The 17090-nt window shown below is 64.4% G+C and carries 24 protein-coding genes, 2 tRNA genes and 1 pseudogene; 7 read left to right on the top strand and 20 right to left on the bottom strand.

The genetic code is table 11. The annotated features are described in order from the left end of the window. Nucleotides 1–58 precede the first annotated feature (58 nt). From MZTS_RS07375 to MZTS_RS07450, 16 genes are all read right to left on the bottom strand, one after another. Nucleotides 59–328, bottom strand: coding sequence for a hypothetical protein (locus MZTS_RS07375; RefSeq protein WP_192282910.1), 270 nt, complete (start codon nt 326–328; stop codon nt 59–61). Continuing rightward, a complete protein-coding gene (locus MZTS_RS07380; RefSeq protein ID WP_192282912.1) occupies nt 325–633 on the bottom strand; it encodes a hypothetical protein in 309 nt (102 codons plus the stop codon). Before MZTS_RS07380 ends, MZTS_RS07375 begins: the two co-directional genes overlap by 4 nt. A 9-nt stretch (nt 634–642) precedes the next feature. After that, the gene (locus MZTS_RS07385) at nt 643–3513 is read right to left on the bottom strand and encodes a phage tail tip fiber protein (protein WP_192282914.1); all 2871 of its coding nucleotides are present in this window, start codon (nt 3511–3513) and stop codon (nt 643–645) included. A gap of 131 nt (nt 3514–3644) precedes the next feature. Beyond that, nucleotides 3645–3899 (bottom strand): hypothetical protein, encoded by a 255-nt coding sequence (locus tag MZTS_RS07390; RefSeq protein ID WP_192282916.1) that lies wholly within the window; start codon nt 3897–3899, stop codon nt 3645–3647. Further along, nucleotides 3896–4135 carry a hypothetical protein gene (locus tag MZTS_RS07395; RefSeq protein WP_192282918.1) on the bottom strand — a complete coding sequence of 80 codons (240 nt, stop codon included), beginning with the start codon at nt 4133–4135 and terminating at the stop codon, nt 3896–3898. The genes MZTS_RS07390 and MZTS_RS07395 overlap by 4 nt, the downstream gene beginning before the upstream one ends. Before the next feature lie 17 nt (nt 4136–4152). Then, nucleotides 4153–4219, bottom strand: a tRNA-Trp gene (locus MZTS_RS07400). A gap of 12 nt (nt 4220–4231) precedes the next feature. Continuing rightward, nucleotides 4232–4308, bottom strand: a tRNA-Met gene (locus MZTS_RS07405). Between the two features lie 145 nt (nt 4309–4453). Next, nucleotides 4454–5122: a transcription termination/antitermination protein NusG gene (gene nusG, locus MZTS_RS07410; RefSeq protein ID WP_192282920.1), complete on the bottom strand. Its 669-nt coding sequence runs from the start codon at nt 5120–5122 to the stop codon at nt 4454–4456. Between the two features lie 21 nt (nt 5123–5143). After that, a complete protein-coding gene (locus MZTS_RS07415; protein ID WP_192282922.1) occupies nt 5144–6100 on the bottom strand; it encodes a DUF7146 domain-containing protein in 957 nt (318 codons plus the stop codon). A 2-nt stretch (nt 6101–6102) separates the two neighbouring features. Then, complete coding sequence (locus tag MZTS_RS07420; RefSeq protein ID WP_192282924.1) at nt 6103–7578, bottom strand: DEAD/DEAH box helicase; 1476 nt, start codon at nt 7576–7578, stop codon at nt 6103–6105. Beyond that, nucleotides 7575–8159: a hypothetical protein gene (locus MZTS_RS07425; protein ID WP_192282926.1), complete on the bottom strand. Its 585-nt coding sequence runs from the start codon at nt 8157–8159 to the stop codon at nt 7575–7577. The genes MZTS_RS07420 and MZTS_RS07425 overlap by 4 nt, the downstream gene beginning before the upstream one ends. A gap of 1 nt (nt 8160) precedes the next feature. Continuing rightward, a complete protein-coding gene (locus MZTS_RS07430) occupies nt 8161–8508 on the bottom strand; it encodes a hypothetical protein (RefSeq protein WP_192282928.1) in 348 nt (115 codons plus the stop codon). A gap of 82 nt (nt 8509–8590) precedes the next feature. Next, complete coding sequence (locus tag MZTS_RS07435) at nt 8591–8869, bottom strand: hypothetical protein (RefSeq protein ID WP_192282930.1); 279 nt, start codon at nt 8867–8869, stop codon at nt 8591–8593. Continuing rightward, on the bottom strand, nt 8862–9134 hold the full coding sequence (locus tag MZTS_RS07440; protein WP_192282932.1) for a DUF837 domain-containing protein: 273 nt from the start codon (nt 9132–9134) through the stop codon (nt 8862–8864). Before MZTS_RS07440 ends, MZTS_RS07435 begins: the two co-directional genes overlap by 8 nt. Nucleotides 9135–9266: 132 nt before the next feature. Beyond that, on the bottom strand, nt 9267–9647 hold the full coding sequence (locus MZTS_RS07445) for a hypothetical protein (RefSeq protein ID WP_192282952.1): 381 nt from the start codon (nt 9645–9647) through the stop codon (nt 9267–9269). Nucleotides 9648–9858: 211 nt separating this feature from the next. Then, entirely contained in the window at nt 9859–10152 is a 294-nt protein-coding gene (locus MZTS_RS07450) for a helix-turn-helix domain-containing protein (RefSeq protein ID WP_246482035.1), read from the bottom strand. On the opposite strand from MZTS_RS07450, the gene MZTS_RS07455 reads away from it, so the two are divergent. Together MZTS_RS07455 and MZTS_RS07460 are read left to right on the top strand one after the other, a co-directional pair. Continuing rightward, a complete protein-coding gene (locus MZTS_RS07455) occupies nt 10151–10312 on the top strand; it encodes a hypothetical protein (protein ID WP_192282956.1) in 162 nt (53 codons plus the stop codon). The genes MZTS_RS07450 and MZTS_RS07455 overlap by 2 nt on opposite strands. Nucleotides 10313–10324: 12 nt before the next feature. After that, a complete protein-coding gene (locus tag MZTS_RS07460; RefSeq protein WP_192282934.1) occupies nt 10325–10585 on the top strand; it encodes a hypothetical protein in 261 nt (86 codons plus the stop codon). Nucleotides 10586–10767: 182 nt separating this feature from the next. On the opposite strand, the gene MZTS_RS07465 is transcribed toward MZTS_RS07460, so the two are convergent. Continuing rightward, nucleotides 10768–11004, bottom strand: a complete 237-nt coding sequence (locus tag MZTS_RS07465) for a hypothetical protein (protein ID WP_192282936.1) — start codon at nt 11002–11004, stop codon at nt 10768–10770. Here MZTS_RS07465 and MZTS_RS07470 point away from each other — a divergent pair. Both MZTS_RS07470 and MZTS_RS07475 read left to right on the top strand, forming a co-directional pair. Continuing rightward, on the top strand, nt 11003–11797 hold the full coding sequence (locus MZTS_RS07470) for a LexA family transcriptional regulator (protein ID WP_192282938.1): 795 nt from the start codon (nt 11003–11005) through the stop codon (nt 11795–11797). The two genes, MZTS_RS07465 and MZTS_RS07470, sit on opposite strands and share 2 nt — an antisense overlap. A gap of 40 nt (nt 11798–11837) precedes the next feature. After that, nucleotides 11838–11987: pseudogene (locus MZTS_RS07475) on the top strand (IS1595 family transposase); the annotation flags it as partial. A 195-nt stretch (nt 11988–12182) separates the two neighbouring features. Here MZTS_RS07475 and MZTS_RS07480 read toward each other — a convergent pair. The 3 genes from MZTS_RS07480 to MZTS_RS07490 form a co-directional block, all read right to left on the bottom strand. Then, a complete protein-coding gene (locus MZTS_RS07480) occupies nt 12183–12326 on the bottom strand; it encodes a hypothetical protein (protein WP_192282940.1) in 144 nt (47 codons plus the stop codon). Nucleotides 12327–12436: 110 nt separating this feature from the next. Next, entirely contained in the window at nt 12437–12847 is a 411-nt protein-coding gene (locus MZTS_RS07485; RefSeq protein ID WP_192282942.1) for a hypothetical protein, read from the bottom strand. A gap of 635 nt (nt 12848–13482) precedes the next feature. Beyond that, on the bottom strand, nt 13483–13848 hold the full coding sequence (locus tag MZTS_RS07490; RefSeq protein WP_192282944.1) for an Arc family DNA-binding protein: 366 nt from the start codon (nt 13846–13848) through the stop codon (nt 13483–13485). Between the two features lie 130 nt (nt 13849–13978). On the opposite strand from MZTS_RS07490, the gene MZTS_RS25660 reads away from it, so the two are divergent. The 3 genes from MZTS_RS25660 (at nt 13979) to MZTS_RS07505 (ending at nt 15774) form a co-directional block, all read left to right on the top strand. After that, a complete protein-coding gene (locus MZTS_RS25660) occupies nt 13979–14188 on the top strand; it encodes an Arc family DNA-binding protein (protein WP_378738643.1) in 210 nt (69 codons plus the stop codon). 89 nt (nt 14189–14277) lie between these two features. Next, nucleotides 14278–14937, top strand: coding sequence for a phage antirepressor KilAC domain-containing protein (locus MZTS_RS07500; RefSeq protein WP_281397013.1), 660 nt, complete (start codon nt 14278–14280; stop codon nt 14935–14937). 369 nt (nt 14938–15306) lie between these two features. Continuing rightward, nucleotides 15307–15774: a hypothetical protein gene (locus MZTS_RS07505; RefSeq protein ID WP_192282950.1), complete on the top strand. Its 468-nt coding sequence runs from the start codon at nt 15307–15309 to the stop codon at nt 15772–15774. Nucleotides 15775–17090: the final 1316 nt, after the last annotated feature.

A 17090-nucleotide genomic window follows, 5' to 3' on the forward strand; every position in this document is an offset into this window, starting at 1 on the left:
CGGGTCGGACAGAGTTGCGGGTGTTGGGGGTGGGCGGCTCAGGCCGGACCGGATCGCCTCAGGGAGCGATCGCTGCAGCGCCGGTCGGCGCGAGCGGGGTCTCGGGTTCGGTAGAGGCGACAGCAGCCGCAGGGCCGCCGCTGTCGTTCAGGAGGGCAGTAAGGCGCTCGACCTCAGCCTTGAGGATACGGACGAGATCCAGCGCCTCGGCCTTCTCGCCCGCGATGACGGCAGCGCGGGTCTGCGCGCGGTTGCGTTGGAATTCGAGTTCGGCGATGCGGCCATTGAGGGCCGTCAGGCTGATGGTGTCCTGGGCAGCGTCGCTCATTGGCCGGCGCTCTCCGCTTCACGCTTGGCGAGGATGTCGGTCGGCACTTGGATCGCGATCGGTGAGCCGCCCTTGGCGTAGACCAGCACCCACGACCACGGTTGCCGCGGCAGGTCACAGAGCATGACCCCGACATCGCCGATTGCCAGATCGGGGTGAAGGCTCGCGCGATTCGCGATGTTGACCGCTTCGCCGGCCTTGTACCCGCTGCCCTCCGCCATTTCGGCAAAGACCCCTTCCAGATGACGGGCGATGTCATCCGGCGTGTTCAGCTCGACCTTTTTCGTCTCGGTAATCGTCAGCATTTGCATCTCCTAAGAACCCGTAATCGCGAAGTATGTATATCCTACGCCCGGCTGGTTGTTGGTGTTTATCACCTGATAAACATGATAGCCCGGAGGCGGGTAATCTCTGTACGAAGACGTGTTCGCCAGGGTCTGGAACGAGATGTTTCCGTCCGTTCCTCTGAGTGCGTAAAGATTGGCGGCCTTGTCCCGCAGTGGCGTTCCATCGCGCGAGATCCGGAGCACGCCTTCCTGACCAGGGGGGACCGGTGTTGTGGGAGCCCCCTTGCTCTCCGCCAATATGACAACAGCCTCACCCGGTCGGGTAGTGATGCCAAATTGAGCAATACTTTCGCCGTCGGTGTAGCCACTATTGCTTTGTGAGACACTGCCCGGAAGAAAATTGCCAGAGGTAAGCCGGATGGTCGGAACCATCAGTACGCCATTGACGAGCGAGAACACTGGAGAAGAAGAGCCGCCGGAGGTAATGAAGAACCTGTCCGCATCGAAGCGGATCTGGCTGGTGCCATCATTCATCAGATCGAACACCATGCCCGCGCCGTAGGTCTGGCCGTTTCGGTCCGCAGCGAGCAACGCCTGAAGCCGTGCCGTCACGCCGCCCGGCACGGATGAGGCCGCCTGCATCGAGAATCGCCCAAAGGCGGTGCCCGCGTCGGACCGGGCATACAGATCGATGTTTGTGCTGGCCTGAGCGGTGTAGATGTCCGAGATCGACTTATCGATCCGCGAGACCGCTGCGGTGTTGCCGTTGGACTGAGCAACGACTGCCTGGATCTGTTGGGCGAAGGCGCTGTCCTGATTGATGCGGGCGGTCTGCTCGCTCAGGAAATAGGCCCGGTCCGCATCCGTCTGGGTCTTCAGGTTCTGGAGGAAAATCCGGTCTGCATCGGCCTGCGCGCTGACGCCTTGGAGAAAGCTGCGGTCGCTGTTGGTCTGTGCGATCAGCAGGTCTGTCCGTTGCGCCTGGGCGCTGTCCCCGTCCGCCCTGGCCTGCTGCTCGGTGACGATCAGGGCGGCGTAGCCGTCCACGATTGCTCCGATGGTATCGATCCGGCGGCCCAACGCCCCGTCACCATCGGCGCGAACCTGCCGCTCGTCGACGATGAAGCCGGAGAGGTTCGAGACGTGGGTGTTCACGTCGGCGCGCAGGCCGCTGATCGATGAGGCGTTGGCGCTGTCACCATCGGCGCGGGCGGTCTGCTCGGCGGTGAGCGCCGCGCTGTTGCTCGCGGTCTGGGCCCGCACCGACTCCAAACTGGTTGCGACCGCTTCCACGGCGGTAGTGCGAGCCGTCTCCTCTCGAAGGATCGCCGCGGCGTTGTCGTTCGATTTGGCTACGGCGACTTCGAGGGAATAGGCGAGCGCGCTCGTCTCGTCGGTTCGAGTTTTCTCTTCTCGGAGGATCGCAGCGGCATTGACCGCATCGTTGCCTAGGCTTTCCAGGGCCCGGTTCAGGGCATCCTGCGCCTTTCCATCGGCGGCGAGGAAGTCGGCGCGAGCCTGCGCGGCGACGCCGATGGCATAGGCCTCGACCGACAGGATGTAGTCGATCCGGTTGCGGACATCCTGCGTCAGGCCGGCATAGTCGATGGGCGGCAGCCGCACGATCTCGGTCTGGGCGCCGTCGACGACAGGCGCCACCGTCGTGAAGGTCGTGCTGACGTAATCGCCCGGCAGCCCCGTGCGCCCGAAGGCACGGGCGCGGACCGTCACCGGAATATCGCACTGGCGCATCGGCGCGCTGCCGCTCGATGCCGGGCCCAAAGGCGACAGCACCTCCCAGGTGCCGCCGGCATCGTAGGAGATATCGGCCTCGTAGGCGCGGGCGCCGCGCGTGGTCGAGACGCCCCACACCACCACGATGCCGGTTTCGAGGCGCTGGCAGCGCGCATGCAGGACCGAGATCTGCGGGATCAGCGGCTCGGCGAGGTTGTCGGCGTTGACCGGTGCCGGTGCGATCACCTGCTCGTCGAGCAGCTGCCAGACGCGGGCGTCGTCGGCCACCATCTCGATCTGCACGTGGTCGGCATCGCTCGGGATCGCCGAGCGGGCGACATAGGTCTCCTGCACCTCAACGAGATCGCCGATGACGACGGTGGTCGGGCCCTGCGTGTCCTTGTTCAGGACGGCGGCGAGGCTGCGCCCGGTCTGCGCCGCGAGCGCGGCCACGTCTTCTGGATGGAGTTCCAACCCGCGCGGGCCGACGCCTCGCATGCGCACTGAGGGCTCGCCGAGTTCGGCGAGGAAGGTGTTGACATGGGCGGCTAAGACCTGGGTCAGCTCGCGGGCATCGGCCTTGCCGGTGGCCGGGTCGATCCGGATCTCCTCGGCCATCTCGATCGACACGCGCGCCGGCCACGCGATCAGGGCGTCGCGGATGGCGCGAGCCTCCTCGAAAAATGCGGCCTCAGCAGCGGGGCGATCAACGAGCAAGCCTTGCTTGACCGCATGATCCAGCTTCCGCAGCAGGCCGAGATAGTTCTCCTTCCGCTGCGCGGCTTGGGCCAGCGACAGGTTCGGGTCGTCCCAATCGACCTCGGCCCCGTCGTCGTCCTCGCCGCCCCGCTCCTCGGTTGATAGGTCCGGGGCGGGCCGCGCCTTCGGCTGCGGGGTCGGTTTCTGAGCGGCCTTCGGCTTGGCCTCGGCGTGGGAGGCGTTGTTACCGTCCCTGCCTCGGACAGGGCGGTGGGTAACACCGCCTCGATAGGTCGCCGGGCGCTGATCGAGGTTCCACTCGGTGGCTTCGACGTCAACGCGCCCCTCAGCGTCGAGGGAGAGAAGACCCTTTTGCTTCCAGCCTGTTACCGTCTTCCGCGACACACCGCGGGCTCGTGCAAACTCGGCTTGGCTTAGGAATTTTGCCCTGCTCTTTTCGGCCATGGGCGCTGTTACCTGTTACCCTGTTACCGGGTTTTCGGAGTTCGGCGCTAGAAACTGTCGGGGCCCCGACCACCCGTATACGTTCGGAGCCCCCAGGGGCCCTGACGGTCGAGGGGCGGGGCACCATGCCCCTACCTGCCTGCCGCTGCCTGCTGATCGAGGTGCGCCGCGATCCGCTTGCCCGGCACCGTGCCCTGCAGGTCGATCACCCCGCCGAACCTGACCCGACGCCACCGGTAGGTCGGGCGCCAGTTCATCGGGCTGTGCGGAGCGCCGGGCATCCACGTGTTGACCATGCGGGTCTCTTCGACCTCGTAGGCCAGTAGGCCGAACCATAGGCCGCGCAGGCGGGTGCGGCCGGTCGGCCTCCACTCGTCGTCGGTCACTGCCGCACCGGCGCACCCTCCGGTGCCTCCGGCCGCTCCATCCACTGCGTCGCCCGCCAGCCCTTCGGCAGGCCGCTCCACGATGCCGAGCGATTGCACTGGCTGTCGCCGCTATCCCACCGGCAGTCGGGGAAACGGTCACCGACGAAGCGGTCGCTTTCAGGCAGCCAGATCTTGGCCCAGAGATCGACCTTGCGATCCTTCGGGGCGGTCTCGACGTTCTGCCAGTCCGCCATGCCGAGACCTCGCTGATTGGCGCCGGCCCAAGGAGTCGAACCCTGATCGCGGGCTTTGGAGACCCGCTTGCGCCCTGCGCTGGCCGATTGGTGAAATGGTTGCGGCGGTCGGATTCGAACCGACGACCTTCAGGTTATGAGCCTGACGAGCTACCGGGCTGCTCTACGCCGCGTCGTGAAAGGTGAAGTGAAGTCGTGCCCTCAGAGGGCACAGCCAGGAGGACCAGCCTCCAAAGTGGAGAAGCGGTGCTGCCCGTCTCCGTCGCGGCTCCACGTCGATCCCATCAGGGAGAGTTAAGCGGCGACTTCCGAGATATACTAGATGCCCGCAACCTGCGCAATGTCCAGTACTATGGGCGACATGCGCCCGAAGAGGCTTACGCATACCCTGATGCGGTCGTTCGGCAGAATATCGTCCACGATACCGGGGAAGCTCGCGAACGGCCCTTCGCGAACCAGTACGCTCTGTCCGACGCTGATGCCCGTCGGCTGAACGATCTCAGCCTCGGCAAGCCGATCCGCCAGCCTCTGCAGGTCGTCAGGATCGAGACGGGCAGGGCGCATGACCAGGGACGCGATGTTTCCCTCGGGCCCGCTCTCCGGCTCCGGATGCGAGACGATCTCGGACACACCGGGTTGGGAACGCGCCTGAGCGAGATGATCGACATCCCGCACGCCGATGAACACCGTACGCATCAGCAGGGGCGTGGAGCGCACCACGCGCCGGCCTCGGCGTACAACGACCTCTGAGGTGCGGGGCTGATACCAATCGACCTGCGCCTCCTTCAGCGCCTTGAGCGCACGCTCATCCATGCGCGGCAAGGTTCGGGCGATGTGCCAGGACAAGGCCGGATCGATCTTCACCGCCGCAGCGCCCAGCACAGGCGCAGCGACACTTGCCTTGGCCGCCGGCACTCCTGCCGCCTTGCGCTCGGCCCTGCGCTGCTTCCGTGCTCTCTCACGCTGCTTCTTGCCCGCTCGGTTCATATCGCCTCTCTGACCAATTCCTCAGGCTACAATCTCGAACCGACGGGCGGACTTGGCGCTCAATTCGGCCTCCAGCACGTCGGCCCAGTCGGTGCCGATCTGCGGCGGTAGCTCGACGCACACCACACGATCCCTGACCGCGAGGCGGTGAGCGAGTGCGTAGGCTGCAGCCTGTCCACCGAAGGCGCGATCGGCATCGCCGAACACGATGACCTCGCGCGTGCAGTCCGGCGGCTGCCACTTCGCCAGCATCGTCGCGTTCGTGGCTGCCCAAACCGGCATGTTGAACAGGCGCGATGCGGCGAGCGCCGTCTCGATGCCCTCCGCGATCCCGAGCCTTTCTGCCGGCGGGGACAGGCGGACGGCAGCGCCATCCGGTACTTTGCCCGGCATCAATCGGCGCGGGATCTCGACCGCTGCCTTACGGCCATCGTGGGTCAGGTAGGTCCGGTGGAGCGTAGCTGCTTCCCCGTCGGGACCGGACACCTTGGCAACCATGGCCGGATGGTACGATGGGACGTCGTCCTGATAGCGGAGATGGTCCACCATCCGCAGGCAGCGCGGGAACGTGGCCAGCCCAAGCCGAGCTTTGAGGTAGCGACCGACGGCATCGTCAGGCTGGATCCGACGGGCCTCGGACCACAGACGGTTCAGGGCTGAGCGACATTCCTCAGGCGAGCGCTCTGCCGCCGACGGCATGACGGGGGCGTCGTCGATCAGCGGCTCCAGCCGCTCGGCCAGTTCGCGGAAGTCGATACCGAGCACCCGCATGGCGAGGTCGATACCATCACCGGCCCCACAGTGATTGCAGATCCAGGTGCCGCGGCCCTCCTTGTCGTCGAAGCGGAAGCGGGTCTTGCCGCCGCACATCGGACAGGGGCCGTTCTTGCGGCCGGACAGGAACTGGCTGTCCACGCCGATCATCGGCAGCAGGCTCGCCCATCGATCGCGGGCGCGGTCTCGCAACGGCACGAGCATGCTCAGGCGGTCCTCCGTTTGGCCGAGGCGATCTGCTTGGACTTCAACCAGTTGAGGATGCGTCGCTCCGGTTCACGTTCCGGTGCGTGCTGGTAGCGGTTCGGCCAGACGCCGGTGAATTCCTTGAACTGGTGCGCCGCCCAGCCAGGGGCGTAGCCGCGGCGCCGCCCGTAGAGCTTGAGCTGGCCGAACAGCGCGATCTTCTCCTCGGCCTTGGCCTTCACCCGCTCGCGCTTCAGTTCGACGAGGTTGCCCTCCTCGCAGCGGATTTCGCTCTGCTTCACTGGCTTGAAGCCGCAGGCGGGGCAGGTCGGGGTCTTCGGCGGCTTCAGGAAGGTGCAGGAGGGGCACTTCTTCGGCAGCGACACGGGTCGCTCCCGAGCCTCCTGCCTCTGCCGCCCGCGACCGTCGTCGAGAGCATCGTGGTGGATGTCGGTGACGAAGCCGAGCCGCAAATGCGTGTCGCTGTGGTCGAGAATCTTGCAGTCGGATTTTGGACCGTAGATCGGGTGTGGGTCGGGCATCCGCAGGCCCCGCCCAATGATCTGCACGAACAGCATCTCGGACTTGGTCGGCCGCGCCAGGACGATGCAGCGCACGTCCAGATCCACGCCCGTCGTGAGGCAGCCGACGCTGGCGATCACGCGCAGCTCACCAGCCGTGAAGCGCTGGAACAGGGCCTCGCGCTCGTCGGGCTTCGTGTAGGCGTCGATGTAGCCGCAGGTGATGCCAGATCCCTCGAATTCAGTCTGCAGGCGCTTGGCGTGAGCGCGATCGACCGCGAACACGAAGGTCGGCCGATCCTCCCCCTGCCGGCGCCAGGTCGTCACCACGTCGGCCACCAACTCGGGTTTGTTCATCGCCTTGCTGAGGTCGCCCTCGTGGTAGTCGCCGGCCACGGTGCGGACGCCGGCCAGATCGGGGTGGGACGGGGCGTAGACCCGGAATGGCGAGAGGTAGCCGGCCTCGATCAGCTCGGCCGTCGTGGTGACCTGAATCAGGTCGTCGTAGTGCTTGCCCAGCCCCTTGGTCCAAGGCGTCGCCGAGAGCCCGACGAACGGAACGTCCTGCCAGTCCTCCGCGGACATCCACGGGCCCAGCATCTCGAACCAGCGATGGGCCTCGTCGATCACGACGATGTCGAAGGGCGGGATCGCCCGGCGCTGCAGGGTCTGAATCGAGGCGACCTGCACCGGAGCGGCCGGATCCGTCATCGAGTGGTTGCCCTGGATCACGCCGATGTCGCGAATGCCCTCGGCGTAGAACGAGCGCACGGTCTGGTCGATCAGCGCGATCGCAGGCACCACGAACAGCACCCGCTTCGCCTTCGACCGGGCGCCCTTCACGATCGCACCGGCCACCACGGTCTTGCCCGCACCTGTCGGAGCTTGGACCATCGGACGGCGGCGACCGGAGGCGAGCGACTGGCGCAGCCGTTCGATGATCCGGGTCTGGTGCGGACGAAGCTCCCGGCTCATCGGGCGCCTCCCACAGCCCGGTCGCGACCGAACTGGCGGGGGTCGTCCCAAGCCGCGGGCTCGAAATCGCTCAGGTCGTCGTCGGTCGGAACCCGCCCCTCGCGTGCGCCTACGTACGCGGGGGAGGTTCCCTCGTTCACCGTCTCTGCGGCTAGGTTCTGTTCCCTGGTCCTAGGTCCAGGGTCCAAGGTCATAGATCTATTATCCAGCATCGAGCGTTCGCGATCATTCGCGAGCCCTCGCGAGGTTTCGACGAATTCGGGCAGTTTCGATTTGCTCGGTCTGTCAATCTTCTGATGCGTCAACCACTTAGGGATATCGAGATAGGGCTTGCCCTCGACGAGGTATCGACGAATGCACCCCTCACCTTCGAGTTCTTGCAGCCAACCCTCGATGAGGTTCAGCGCGTCGTCGTCGAAGGGGTAGAGCGTCATCGCGAGGACTCGCGAGTTTGCGCGAGCCCTCCCGGCATCATCCACGATGGTCCAGAGCTGCACGAACAGCAGGCGGGCATCGCGAGAGAGCGCGCCGATCGTTTCCGACTGTGCGAACTCGGGCTTGATGGAACGGATTCGCGCCATGTCAGGCCTGCCCCTTCGGAATCATGGTCGAGAGGGAGGCGGCCTGTGGCGCGGTCTCAGAAGGGCGGCGCTGGCAGACTAAGACATCGGCAAGCCAGAGAGCATGGACGCGCTCGACCAGCCGCGAGGCGTAGCGGAACTGCTTGTCGGTGAGCCCGCCGCGATCGACAGCGTGAGAGAGCAGGCTGGCCGCGAAGCCAAGATCGCGGTCGTTGGCATCCATCACCGCGACGCACCAGCGCAGTTGATCGATCCATGCCCTGGTGCGCGGAAAGTCCGGCACCTGGGATGGATGCAGGCAGTAACCGTCCTCGTTTTCGGGTGACGGTGGGTGCTTGTGATCGGGCATGGCGACACCGTTCCGGAAACCGCGAGCGCGGCCGGCGAGAGAGTTCGGGGCGGGGAGGTTGGTCGGGCCGTACCGGGAGCGATCAGGGCGGTGCGCGGATGCGGGCTGGCCGCTTCGGCGTGAGGTGGCCGCGGAACACGCCCACGGTCGATGCCGGCCGGTGCCGGAGAAGGGTCAGTAGCTGCGCGGTTTCCCGGTGAGCCTCGGAGCGCACACGGTTGCGGCGGGCGGCCTCCTCAAGCCCTTCTGCCTCCAGGCCGAGGGCGAGATTGCCATCGCGCTGGGCGACGTTCTGGTGCCACGTGACAAGGCGCTCCAGGCGTTCCTGATCGACGGTGGGAAGATCATCGGCCTCAAGCATGGCCGGCCTCGCCGAGCCGTTCGCGCAAGCCCCGATTCTCCACCGTGAGGCGGGCGACCTCGTCTTCCAGTTCGAGATGCGCCTGCTCGTTCGGGACGAGGTGAGCGCGCATGAACCGGGTGTAGGCCTCGGCCACGGCTTGATGGTCGGCGGAGTCGTCGCTTTGCGCGGCGTGCCGCTTGGCCTCGACCCACCGCTCGAACAGGTGCGTCCGGTAGGCCTTCACCCGCTCGATGACAGGTCGTCTGAGGTCGTGATTCAGCATCGGCCAAAGCTCCGAGGTTCGAGGAGCGCCGTGTCGGGGCGAATGGGGGAGGGTGGCGAACCGGCGATCAGCCGGTGGCGTCGGCTACGGCGGTGCGCGGGCGTAGGTGGCGAGGATCGTCATGGCCGCTCCTCAGGACCGGGCTTGGTCACGGATGGAGGCGAGGCGTTCCCGCGCATGCGCGAGATCAGCCTCCGCCGCCGCGATCTCAGATTCGAGATCAGGTCGACCAAGAGCCCGAGCAGCCGCCAGCGTCGTCTCAAGCTCATGCACTTCACTCCGAACAGCTTGGACGCGTGCCTCGATCAGGTGGTCGAGCCACCGGCCCAGGCTCTCCCGGACACGGTGGCGTGCGGACCAGAATACGCCGCGGGGAATGCCGTGACGCCGCTCCAGAGCCGCACGGGCGATGGTGCGGGAGGCACCCGACGACGCCTCCCGATCCTCCAGCCATTGGGCGAGATCGCGGGCCAGGATGGCTCGATTGCTCAGGGCGGCATTCACGACGGTCATCCGCTGCAAGAGATTTTTGCCAGACACGCAAACCCTCCCGTGGTCGAAACAGATCGACCACAGCGACGGGAGACCGGCAGGTGAGACACGGAACGGGTGGTCACGAAGGAACGGGTGCCGACGGCCGCGATGCTCTGGCAGGAACGGGCGGTCGTCGGTTCACCGAAAGCGACATCGGCATTGGCCGGCGAGAACATGGCGGACGGACCGGTCATGCCGAAACCTCCGCAGCACGCACGGGACGCTTCACCGGCGCCAGATCGACGGCACGCACGGCACCGGCCGTCACCGCCTCGATCCGAGCCGCGACACGGATGGAGGGACCGCGCGTCCGAAACCGGAGCTTGCGCACCGCCTCGGCCGAGATCTCGCCGATGCGCTCGGCCATCTCGGAATCGGACATGCCTTCGCGGGTCATCCAGTCCTTGAGCCACATGGCTGGATCACCTCCGCCCGACGGCGCACCGCCGCGGCTGAAGCCGCTCGGCGAAGCGCTGGCGATCATGATGGTGGATCTGGTGGCCGTGATGCCGGGGCTGGACCGCGACGAGGTGCTGGAGCGGCTGGCGAACCGCCTCGACGGACACGGGCGCACGCCGGGCGGCACGGAGTCGGCGGCGTTGCTCGGAGCGATCGGCCGCGCTCTGATCCAATTGGGCGCTTGAGGGGAGGGCGGAATGTCCGAGAACGAGGAGATGTTCTCCGTCGAGCTGGAAAGCGTCGACCGCGAGATGGAGGTCGACGGCAACGGCGTAGTCGAGACCTTCGAGGTCCGCTTCAACTGCGCCCGGCCGAACTGCTCCCTGGAGGTTCACGTCACGTTCGATGTGAAGGACGTGACGACGCTGGAGGTCGTACCGCGCGCGATGTCGGAGATGGGCAGGGCGTTCGCGGCGCTGGCGGAGCAGAGCGCCGGCTGGGGCGAAAAAGTAGCATGACCCCGGTTCGATGGAGCTGAGGCCCACCGAACCCCTCAGTCGTTCCAACACCACCGGTTCGACTTTCCCCCTCTCCGTCAACGAGAGCGGACGAAACCTCTCCGTGCATTCGAATGGCACCCCTTCCGCAAGCGGGGAGGGGGAAGCCTGCATCCGGTGGCGCGCCATGGAGGGAGCAGTGCTCATGCGACGCTCCGCGGCTCGGTGGTATCGGGAGCGCAGCCCACACGCTTCCTCGGCCATTCGGTCAGACCTACGATGCCGGAAGTGACTTCGTGGATGCGGATGGCCGTCTGGAGCGACGGGCCGCGCTCGCCGTACTTGAGCTTGCGGATGCAGTGCTGGGTGATCCCACCGACGCGCCGCGCCATGGTCAAGTCGTCCAGCTTTTCGGCGCGCATGTAGTCGATGAGCTTCATGGGCGAGCATATTTCCCTTAAAGGGAAAGATAGTCAACCCCAGAAAGGGACAGGACAAGCAGGCCCGTTACGGGTCATCTCTCCCCTCATGGGGAACGCCCTTCGAGAACTCAGGCTTGAGCGCGGCTGGACGCACGAGGAGGCGGCCGCCGCAATGGGTGTGTCGCGCGGGCAGTTCATCAAGCTTGAGCGCGGCGAGCGCGGCCTGACTGAGCGGACCATCGCCTTGGCTGCCAGGGCGTTCGCGGTGCCGCCGAGCCGTGTCATCGGCGAGGTGGCGAGCGCCGCGGGTGATCGGCAAACACCCGTCCCGACGCTACCACAGCCGAACGCGACCATTCCCGATCATGCCGAATCGGTGGATCCGGGCGTTTTCAGGGGACCGCGGAACGTGCCGGTGTACGGCACCGGCTCCGGCGGCGACGGCGGCGACTTCAGCTTCAACGGCCAACTGATCGATCATGCGCCGAGGCCGCCCGGCATCGCCAACCGCAAAGACGTCTACGTCGTCTATCTCGTCGGTGACAGCGTAGCGCCCGCCTACGAGGACGGAAGTCCGATCTACGTGGACCCGCACCGCCGGCCGGCGCCGCGCGACTACGTCGTGGTCGAGCTACGCGGTGAGCGTGAGGGCGAGCCAGGACCTGCCTTCGTGAAGCGCCTCGTCAGTCGCGGTAGCGGCAAGCTCCGGCTGGAGCAGCACAACCCGCCGGAGCAGCTGGAGCCGATTGATGAGGCGGATGTCGTGAGGGTGCACCGGGTGATCCCGTGGCCTGAGCTGATTGGGATCTAACCATCATGTATAGCCCCGTGACATCGGACGTCGGAGCCCTCGGCGCTGCGGCAAGCAGCACCTGCACTGCTACCTCGCGGAGTTCGACTTTCGATACAACAACCGGGTGAAGCTTGGTGTGGGTGACAGGGAGCGGGCGGATCGGGCGATGCGAGGCATCATCGGCAAGAGATTAACATATCGCATGTAGGTGCGGCGCAAATTGCAGCGGCGTTGATGGTCGTTGCGACGCCCTGCGTTGATGCAAAATTCTCTTAACCGCAGACACGTTCCGTGTAGAGTCAGGGCTGGAGTTGGTGGCAAGTCCCGGCAAGGCCCCACGAAAGTGGGTTGTGTCGCCAAAACCAAAGTGGCCCGAGGCTTACGCCCCAGGCCACCAAGTTGGTCAGTGAGACTTCGGAGACGGACGGGTCGGCTTCTTACGAACCCTGATCCTGAATGCCTCCAAGCCGTACTGGCTGGCGAAAATCCGCTTACCGTTCCGGAGGCGGATCGACTTCGTGAAGATGACCTCGGTGTCGTCAGTCATGGAGTTCTCCTACGTGGAGATGACCCGCTCTTTGCACCTTCAGTTTCTGAGGCTCGTTGGTGCAGAGGGCGGCCTTCACAGGGGTGCCCTGATGGCTTGTCCCTTGAAGCTTAGTGGAACGGGTTCTGACTAGTGAAGTCGGGAGCCTCACCAGACGCGCCGCTCGCATACTTAGAAAGGCGGTATAGCTGGCCGTCGTACGTCACGACGCCATCGCTTTTGAGGCGGCTGAGCAGGCTCGAAACGCTACCTCGCTCCAACTGATCACCTCGCGACTGTGCGGTCTCGACGGCAGAGGCGGCGTTCAGGCCACGCGCTCCAGCCTCCTCAAGCAAGGTGAGGATGTAGGTTTTGACATTGGACCGAGGCGCCCTCGGCCTAGCCTGCGGGGTGGGCTCCCCGGTCACGACGCGTATAGCCATCTCAACGCCGGAGAGTTGTTGCTGTAGTTCTGCGATCTGCGCCTTGAGGCGATCGCGCAGTGCCTCCAGGTCTTTCATCTGCTGCTTCCCGGTCGCCATCGGATCACCTCTTGGAGTTAGTCGCGTGGCCCCGGCGGGACTCGAACCCGCATGCCCGGCAAGGCTTCGGTTTTAAAGACCGCTGTGTCTAACCAATTCCACCACGGGGCCGCGCGCAGGATCACGGCCAGCTGCGGCGATGTCAATCGACGCGTTGCGGCGGTCCATTAACGCACTAATTTCCATGCGTTATCAGTGGCTTGGCTAACATAAAACACTACATCTAGTAATGCGTTAAGCAAATGTTCTTGATTTGTTCGAATTGATCACGGAAAAGTGAGCGAGAGTTTGCAGGTAAATCGTCGGCTTATATGCGCCAATTGATCAACCAACATCCTCTGAGAGGAGAAGCGGACCAATGCCGAAAGCTTCAACCGCTAGTCCCAAATCCGCCAAGCTCGGCGCCGAGAAGTTGACGCCTGACGACGGCCTCGCGCAATCCAAGCGCTTCGTCAAAGCCGCTCAGTAGCGCGGGACCAATAATGATCGCAGGTAGATTAATCAGTGGGGCAGGCAGCAAGTCCAAGCACATGGCGCTATAGCTATAAAAGAGTGGGCTGCCTGTATTTTTAGATATTTAGCTGCAGCCTAACTGATATAATGATCGCACATAACACTTCATATGTATGTAATTTTTAGTCAGACTTTGGCGTTTCTAATTTTGTTTCGTCTTTTTCTTCTGGGTGAAGGCCGACTTTTTCAACAATTTTCTCCATCACTGCCGCTAAGTTTCGCGCAGTATCTGCAAATCTAGAAAACTGCGCGTTCCATTCTTCCTTAGTGAGGGCGGCTGGATCAATATTGTTAACCATGTCTAAAACACGTTCGCCGCTTGCAATATGATATGTTTTCGTGACTAAAGTTGCATCCAAACGGGCAACGATCTCCGCATTCATACTTCTCTTATTCGCCTCGGCTTCGACCTTGAGGCGGTCGCGCATGCCATCTGGGAGGCGGAGGACGAACTTGTCCTGGTCTTTGGCGGGAGTGTCAGCGCTCATGCTCCATCCATACTGGCACGGTGCCTGTTTCTGAATGGTGGCATCGTGCCACTTTTCGGTTGACCAAAGGATGGCATAGTGCCACCTTTCCGGTGCCAGCCGATTAGACGGCCGGGTCTGAGAGGATCAAGTGCCTCACCAATACCCAAGCAGAAACCTTGATAAGTTTATGGTCAGGATGCCCCCGCGAATGCGCTCGCGCATAGCAAGCTTGGCCAGGACCAATCGCCGATCCATGAATTCTGAAATCGTCTTTCATCTGGAGAAACTTATCGAAGCTCAAACGCAAGCGGCCCCGACCGGCGTTCCAGCGCCGACCGAGGCCTCACCCGAGGCATAGGAGTGGTCATGTCTCAGGCTGAAGAAACCCATAGCACACTATGCCGCCATGCCCCGACCTTTGGAGCACTGCCGACCACCATGTCCAGCATGGAGATCGCCGAGCGCACCAAAAAGAAGCACCCTCACGTTATGCGGGACATCCGCGAAATGTTGGACGGGCTTGGGGAGGCACCATCCAAATTTGGATCGTCCTATCGCGCCGGAAACGCGAAGATGGAGCCCTGCTTCAATCTCCCCAAGCGTGAGTGCCTGATCCTCGTCTCGGGCTACAGCGTCGAGCTTCGCGCTGCGATCATCGACCGCTGGCAGGAGTTGGAGGCCCGCGAGACGCAGCCCCGGTTCGTCCTCGACCCGTCCGACCCGAAGGTGATGCTCGCGGTCTTCGACCATCTCCAGAAACAGGTCGCGGAGAAGGACGAGATCATCGCCACGCAGGGTGTGCAGGTGAAGAAACTGGAGCGCCTGGAGGGCGCCAAGGGCTCCATGTGCATCACGGATGCCGCCAAGACCCTCGGCACCGGCCGGGACGCCCTCTTTGCACGGCTGCAGGCGGAGCGCTGGATCTTCAAGCGGGCCGGCAACAAGAACTGGCTCGCCTACGACGACAAGCGTCGCTCCGGCTACTTGGAGCACGACGATCATCTCTATCAGGACAACGAGGGGCGGGAGCGCGTCGCCACGCGGGTGCTCGTCACGGCGAAGGGGTTGGTGAAGCTCGCCGAGGTTCTGAACCGACCGCTTCACTGAGCGTACTGCGGGCGGCCTGCTATTCCGGTTGGGGGCTGAGCTGAGCATTCTCCCGGCGGCGGGCCGCGCCGCCTCGGAACGTCCCCGAAAACCGCACGACAGTTGTCAAAATTCTCCCCCCAACTGTGGGGCACTTTTCGGACAACTGTCTGAGCCAGAGCGCGTAAAACGAAGGGGCTTCAGCAAGGCGCAGCCCCACGACCGGGCTGACAGGATCTCTACCCGGTGACGGGCTGCCGCCAATCTCGGGTGAAGTTGAACCTTCTTTGGATGAGCTTGCGTCGGCAACCGCAGGCAAAAGAGAGCAGCCCGGCGCGAACCACGTCACCGCGCCGGATCGAGACCCTCAAGATCGAAGGACCGATCCCGATGGCATCCGCCAGCGATTGCACCCGCACGCCTTCTTCAGGAGGCCCCGTCACCCGCGCCATCGCTGCGGTCCGGGGGAAAGGCTACGACGCCACGATCGACCGGATGCTCGCGAACGGCGATACCGCCCGGCAGAATCTGAGCACGCTCAGTATCGGCGGTCTCTACAGCCTGTTCCAGGCGCACGACGCCGCTTCGTTCGCCTTCACGCACGAGGCCAACTCGCCGCGTGCCGGGGCCGACGTCCTGTCCTCGAATCTCTTGGACGAGATCGCCGACCACCATCATCGCGGCTTGGAAGCGATCATCGCCGAGATCGAGCGACGCCGGCCGAACGACAGCCTCGACCGGGCGATCCGCTTCAAGCTTCTCGGTGCTTGGTATGCGGGCTGCGAGGATTGGAGCGCCGTCGCCCGCCTCGCCGCCGAAGCCAGTGCCGCCAGCCGTTGTGATGCTTCGGGGGGCTGACGGCCCCGCCGTCCGGGTCCAGCAGGATGTCAGCGACGGCCGCCCATCTGCTCCGCATCCTCCCGAAGGACGGGACGGATGCTCACGTTCCGGCCGCTTCCACCTCGATCTACGCACCGCCGGCACTTGAACTTGCTCCCCAGGGACTGGAGCGATCGGAAGCCCTTGTGCTCGGCTTGGTTCAGCCGAGCCCGCGACCACCATCCCTGATGACCGCAGTCGTCACAGGTGACGTACAGGTAGGCGAGATCCTTGAGTTCGGAGTCGTCCGTCCCGATCCTCGCCCCCACCCGCATCCCCCTGCAATTTGTTCACGTCCTGTTCTATCGTGAGGCGGGGTCTGGGCGTTGTCGAGTCTGGTAGGGGCCTGTCGCCTGTGGATAGACGCAGAGCAACCCCGCCCAATGTTTCCCTTAAAGGGGTTGACGCAAGTTCCCCTTTTGGGGCAATATACATCATCGCGCTATAAGGCGAGACAAAGCGGCCCCCGCCGGTCTGGACCACCGACGGAGGCCTGTAGCCCCACCTCACACATCGGATGAATGCCATGCTGCAGGACCAGTCCCGCAATCGCACCCCCATGCCTGACGCGCAACCGACGGAATGCGCTCCAGGGGACGTCCGGTCATGATCGCGTCACCGGCAAGGAGAGCCGCCGCGTTCGAGCAGCGCAGCGACGAGGTCCGCTTCGAACGGGCCATAAGCCGAATGCTGGCGCCGACTGACCAATCGTGCAGCCCGACCGCAGTGCTGCCCGTGAGGCCGAAGGCGATCTTTCGGGTCGCGCCTGTTGATCGTGGATTCGATTACTCGCGCTCGCTGATAGGGCGGGCGCACGTCGATGAAGGCCCTTCAGTCGAGCGTTTCGGCCCCTTCGAAACGGAGCGCGCTGCGCACGCGCTAGCGAAACGCGCCGCGGCTCGCTTCGCCGACGAGAACCCGCAGTTCGTCGTTGGCGTGGTCGGCCTCGCAACGGAGGCGCGGCGCGAGCCGACCTCACACCGGTTCAGGGCCGAGGATACTTCCTCACGGCAACCCGCCGAACTCCCCACCTGCATCACGTGTGGGAAGCCAACGCGGTTTTGGTACGGAAGGCCTCAACGCTACTGCCCGCGGTCAGGCCCCCGGAATCCCTGCGTTGAAGCGGAGAAGGCCCGCAGGGATAGGGAAGACCCTGCACGAAAGGCTGCCTCGGCAAAGAAATCCCGCGACCGCTACGCAAGGCTCATGGCGACGCCGGAGGGTCGCGCCTTTCTCTGTCAATCGGCGTCCAATCGGGACCCAGGATCGGCGTCCAAAAAGGGGTCTGGCGCACT

It is taken from the genome of Methylorubrum zatmanii (genome assembly GCF_014845115.1).
GTDB lineage: Bacteria > Pseudomonadota > Alphaproteobacteria > Rhizobiales > Beijerinckiaceae > Methylobacterium > Methylobacterium zatmanii.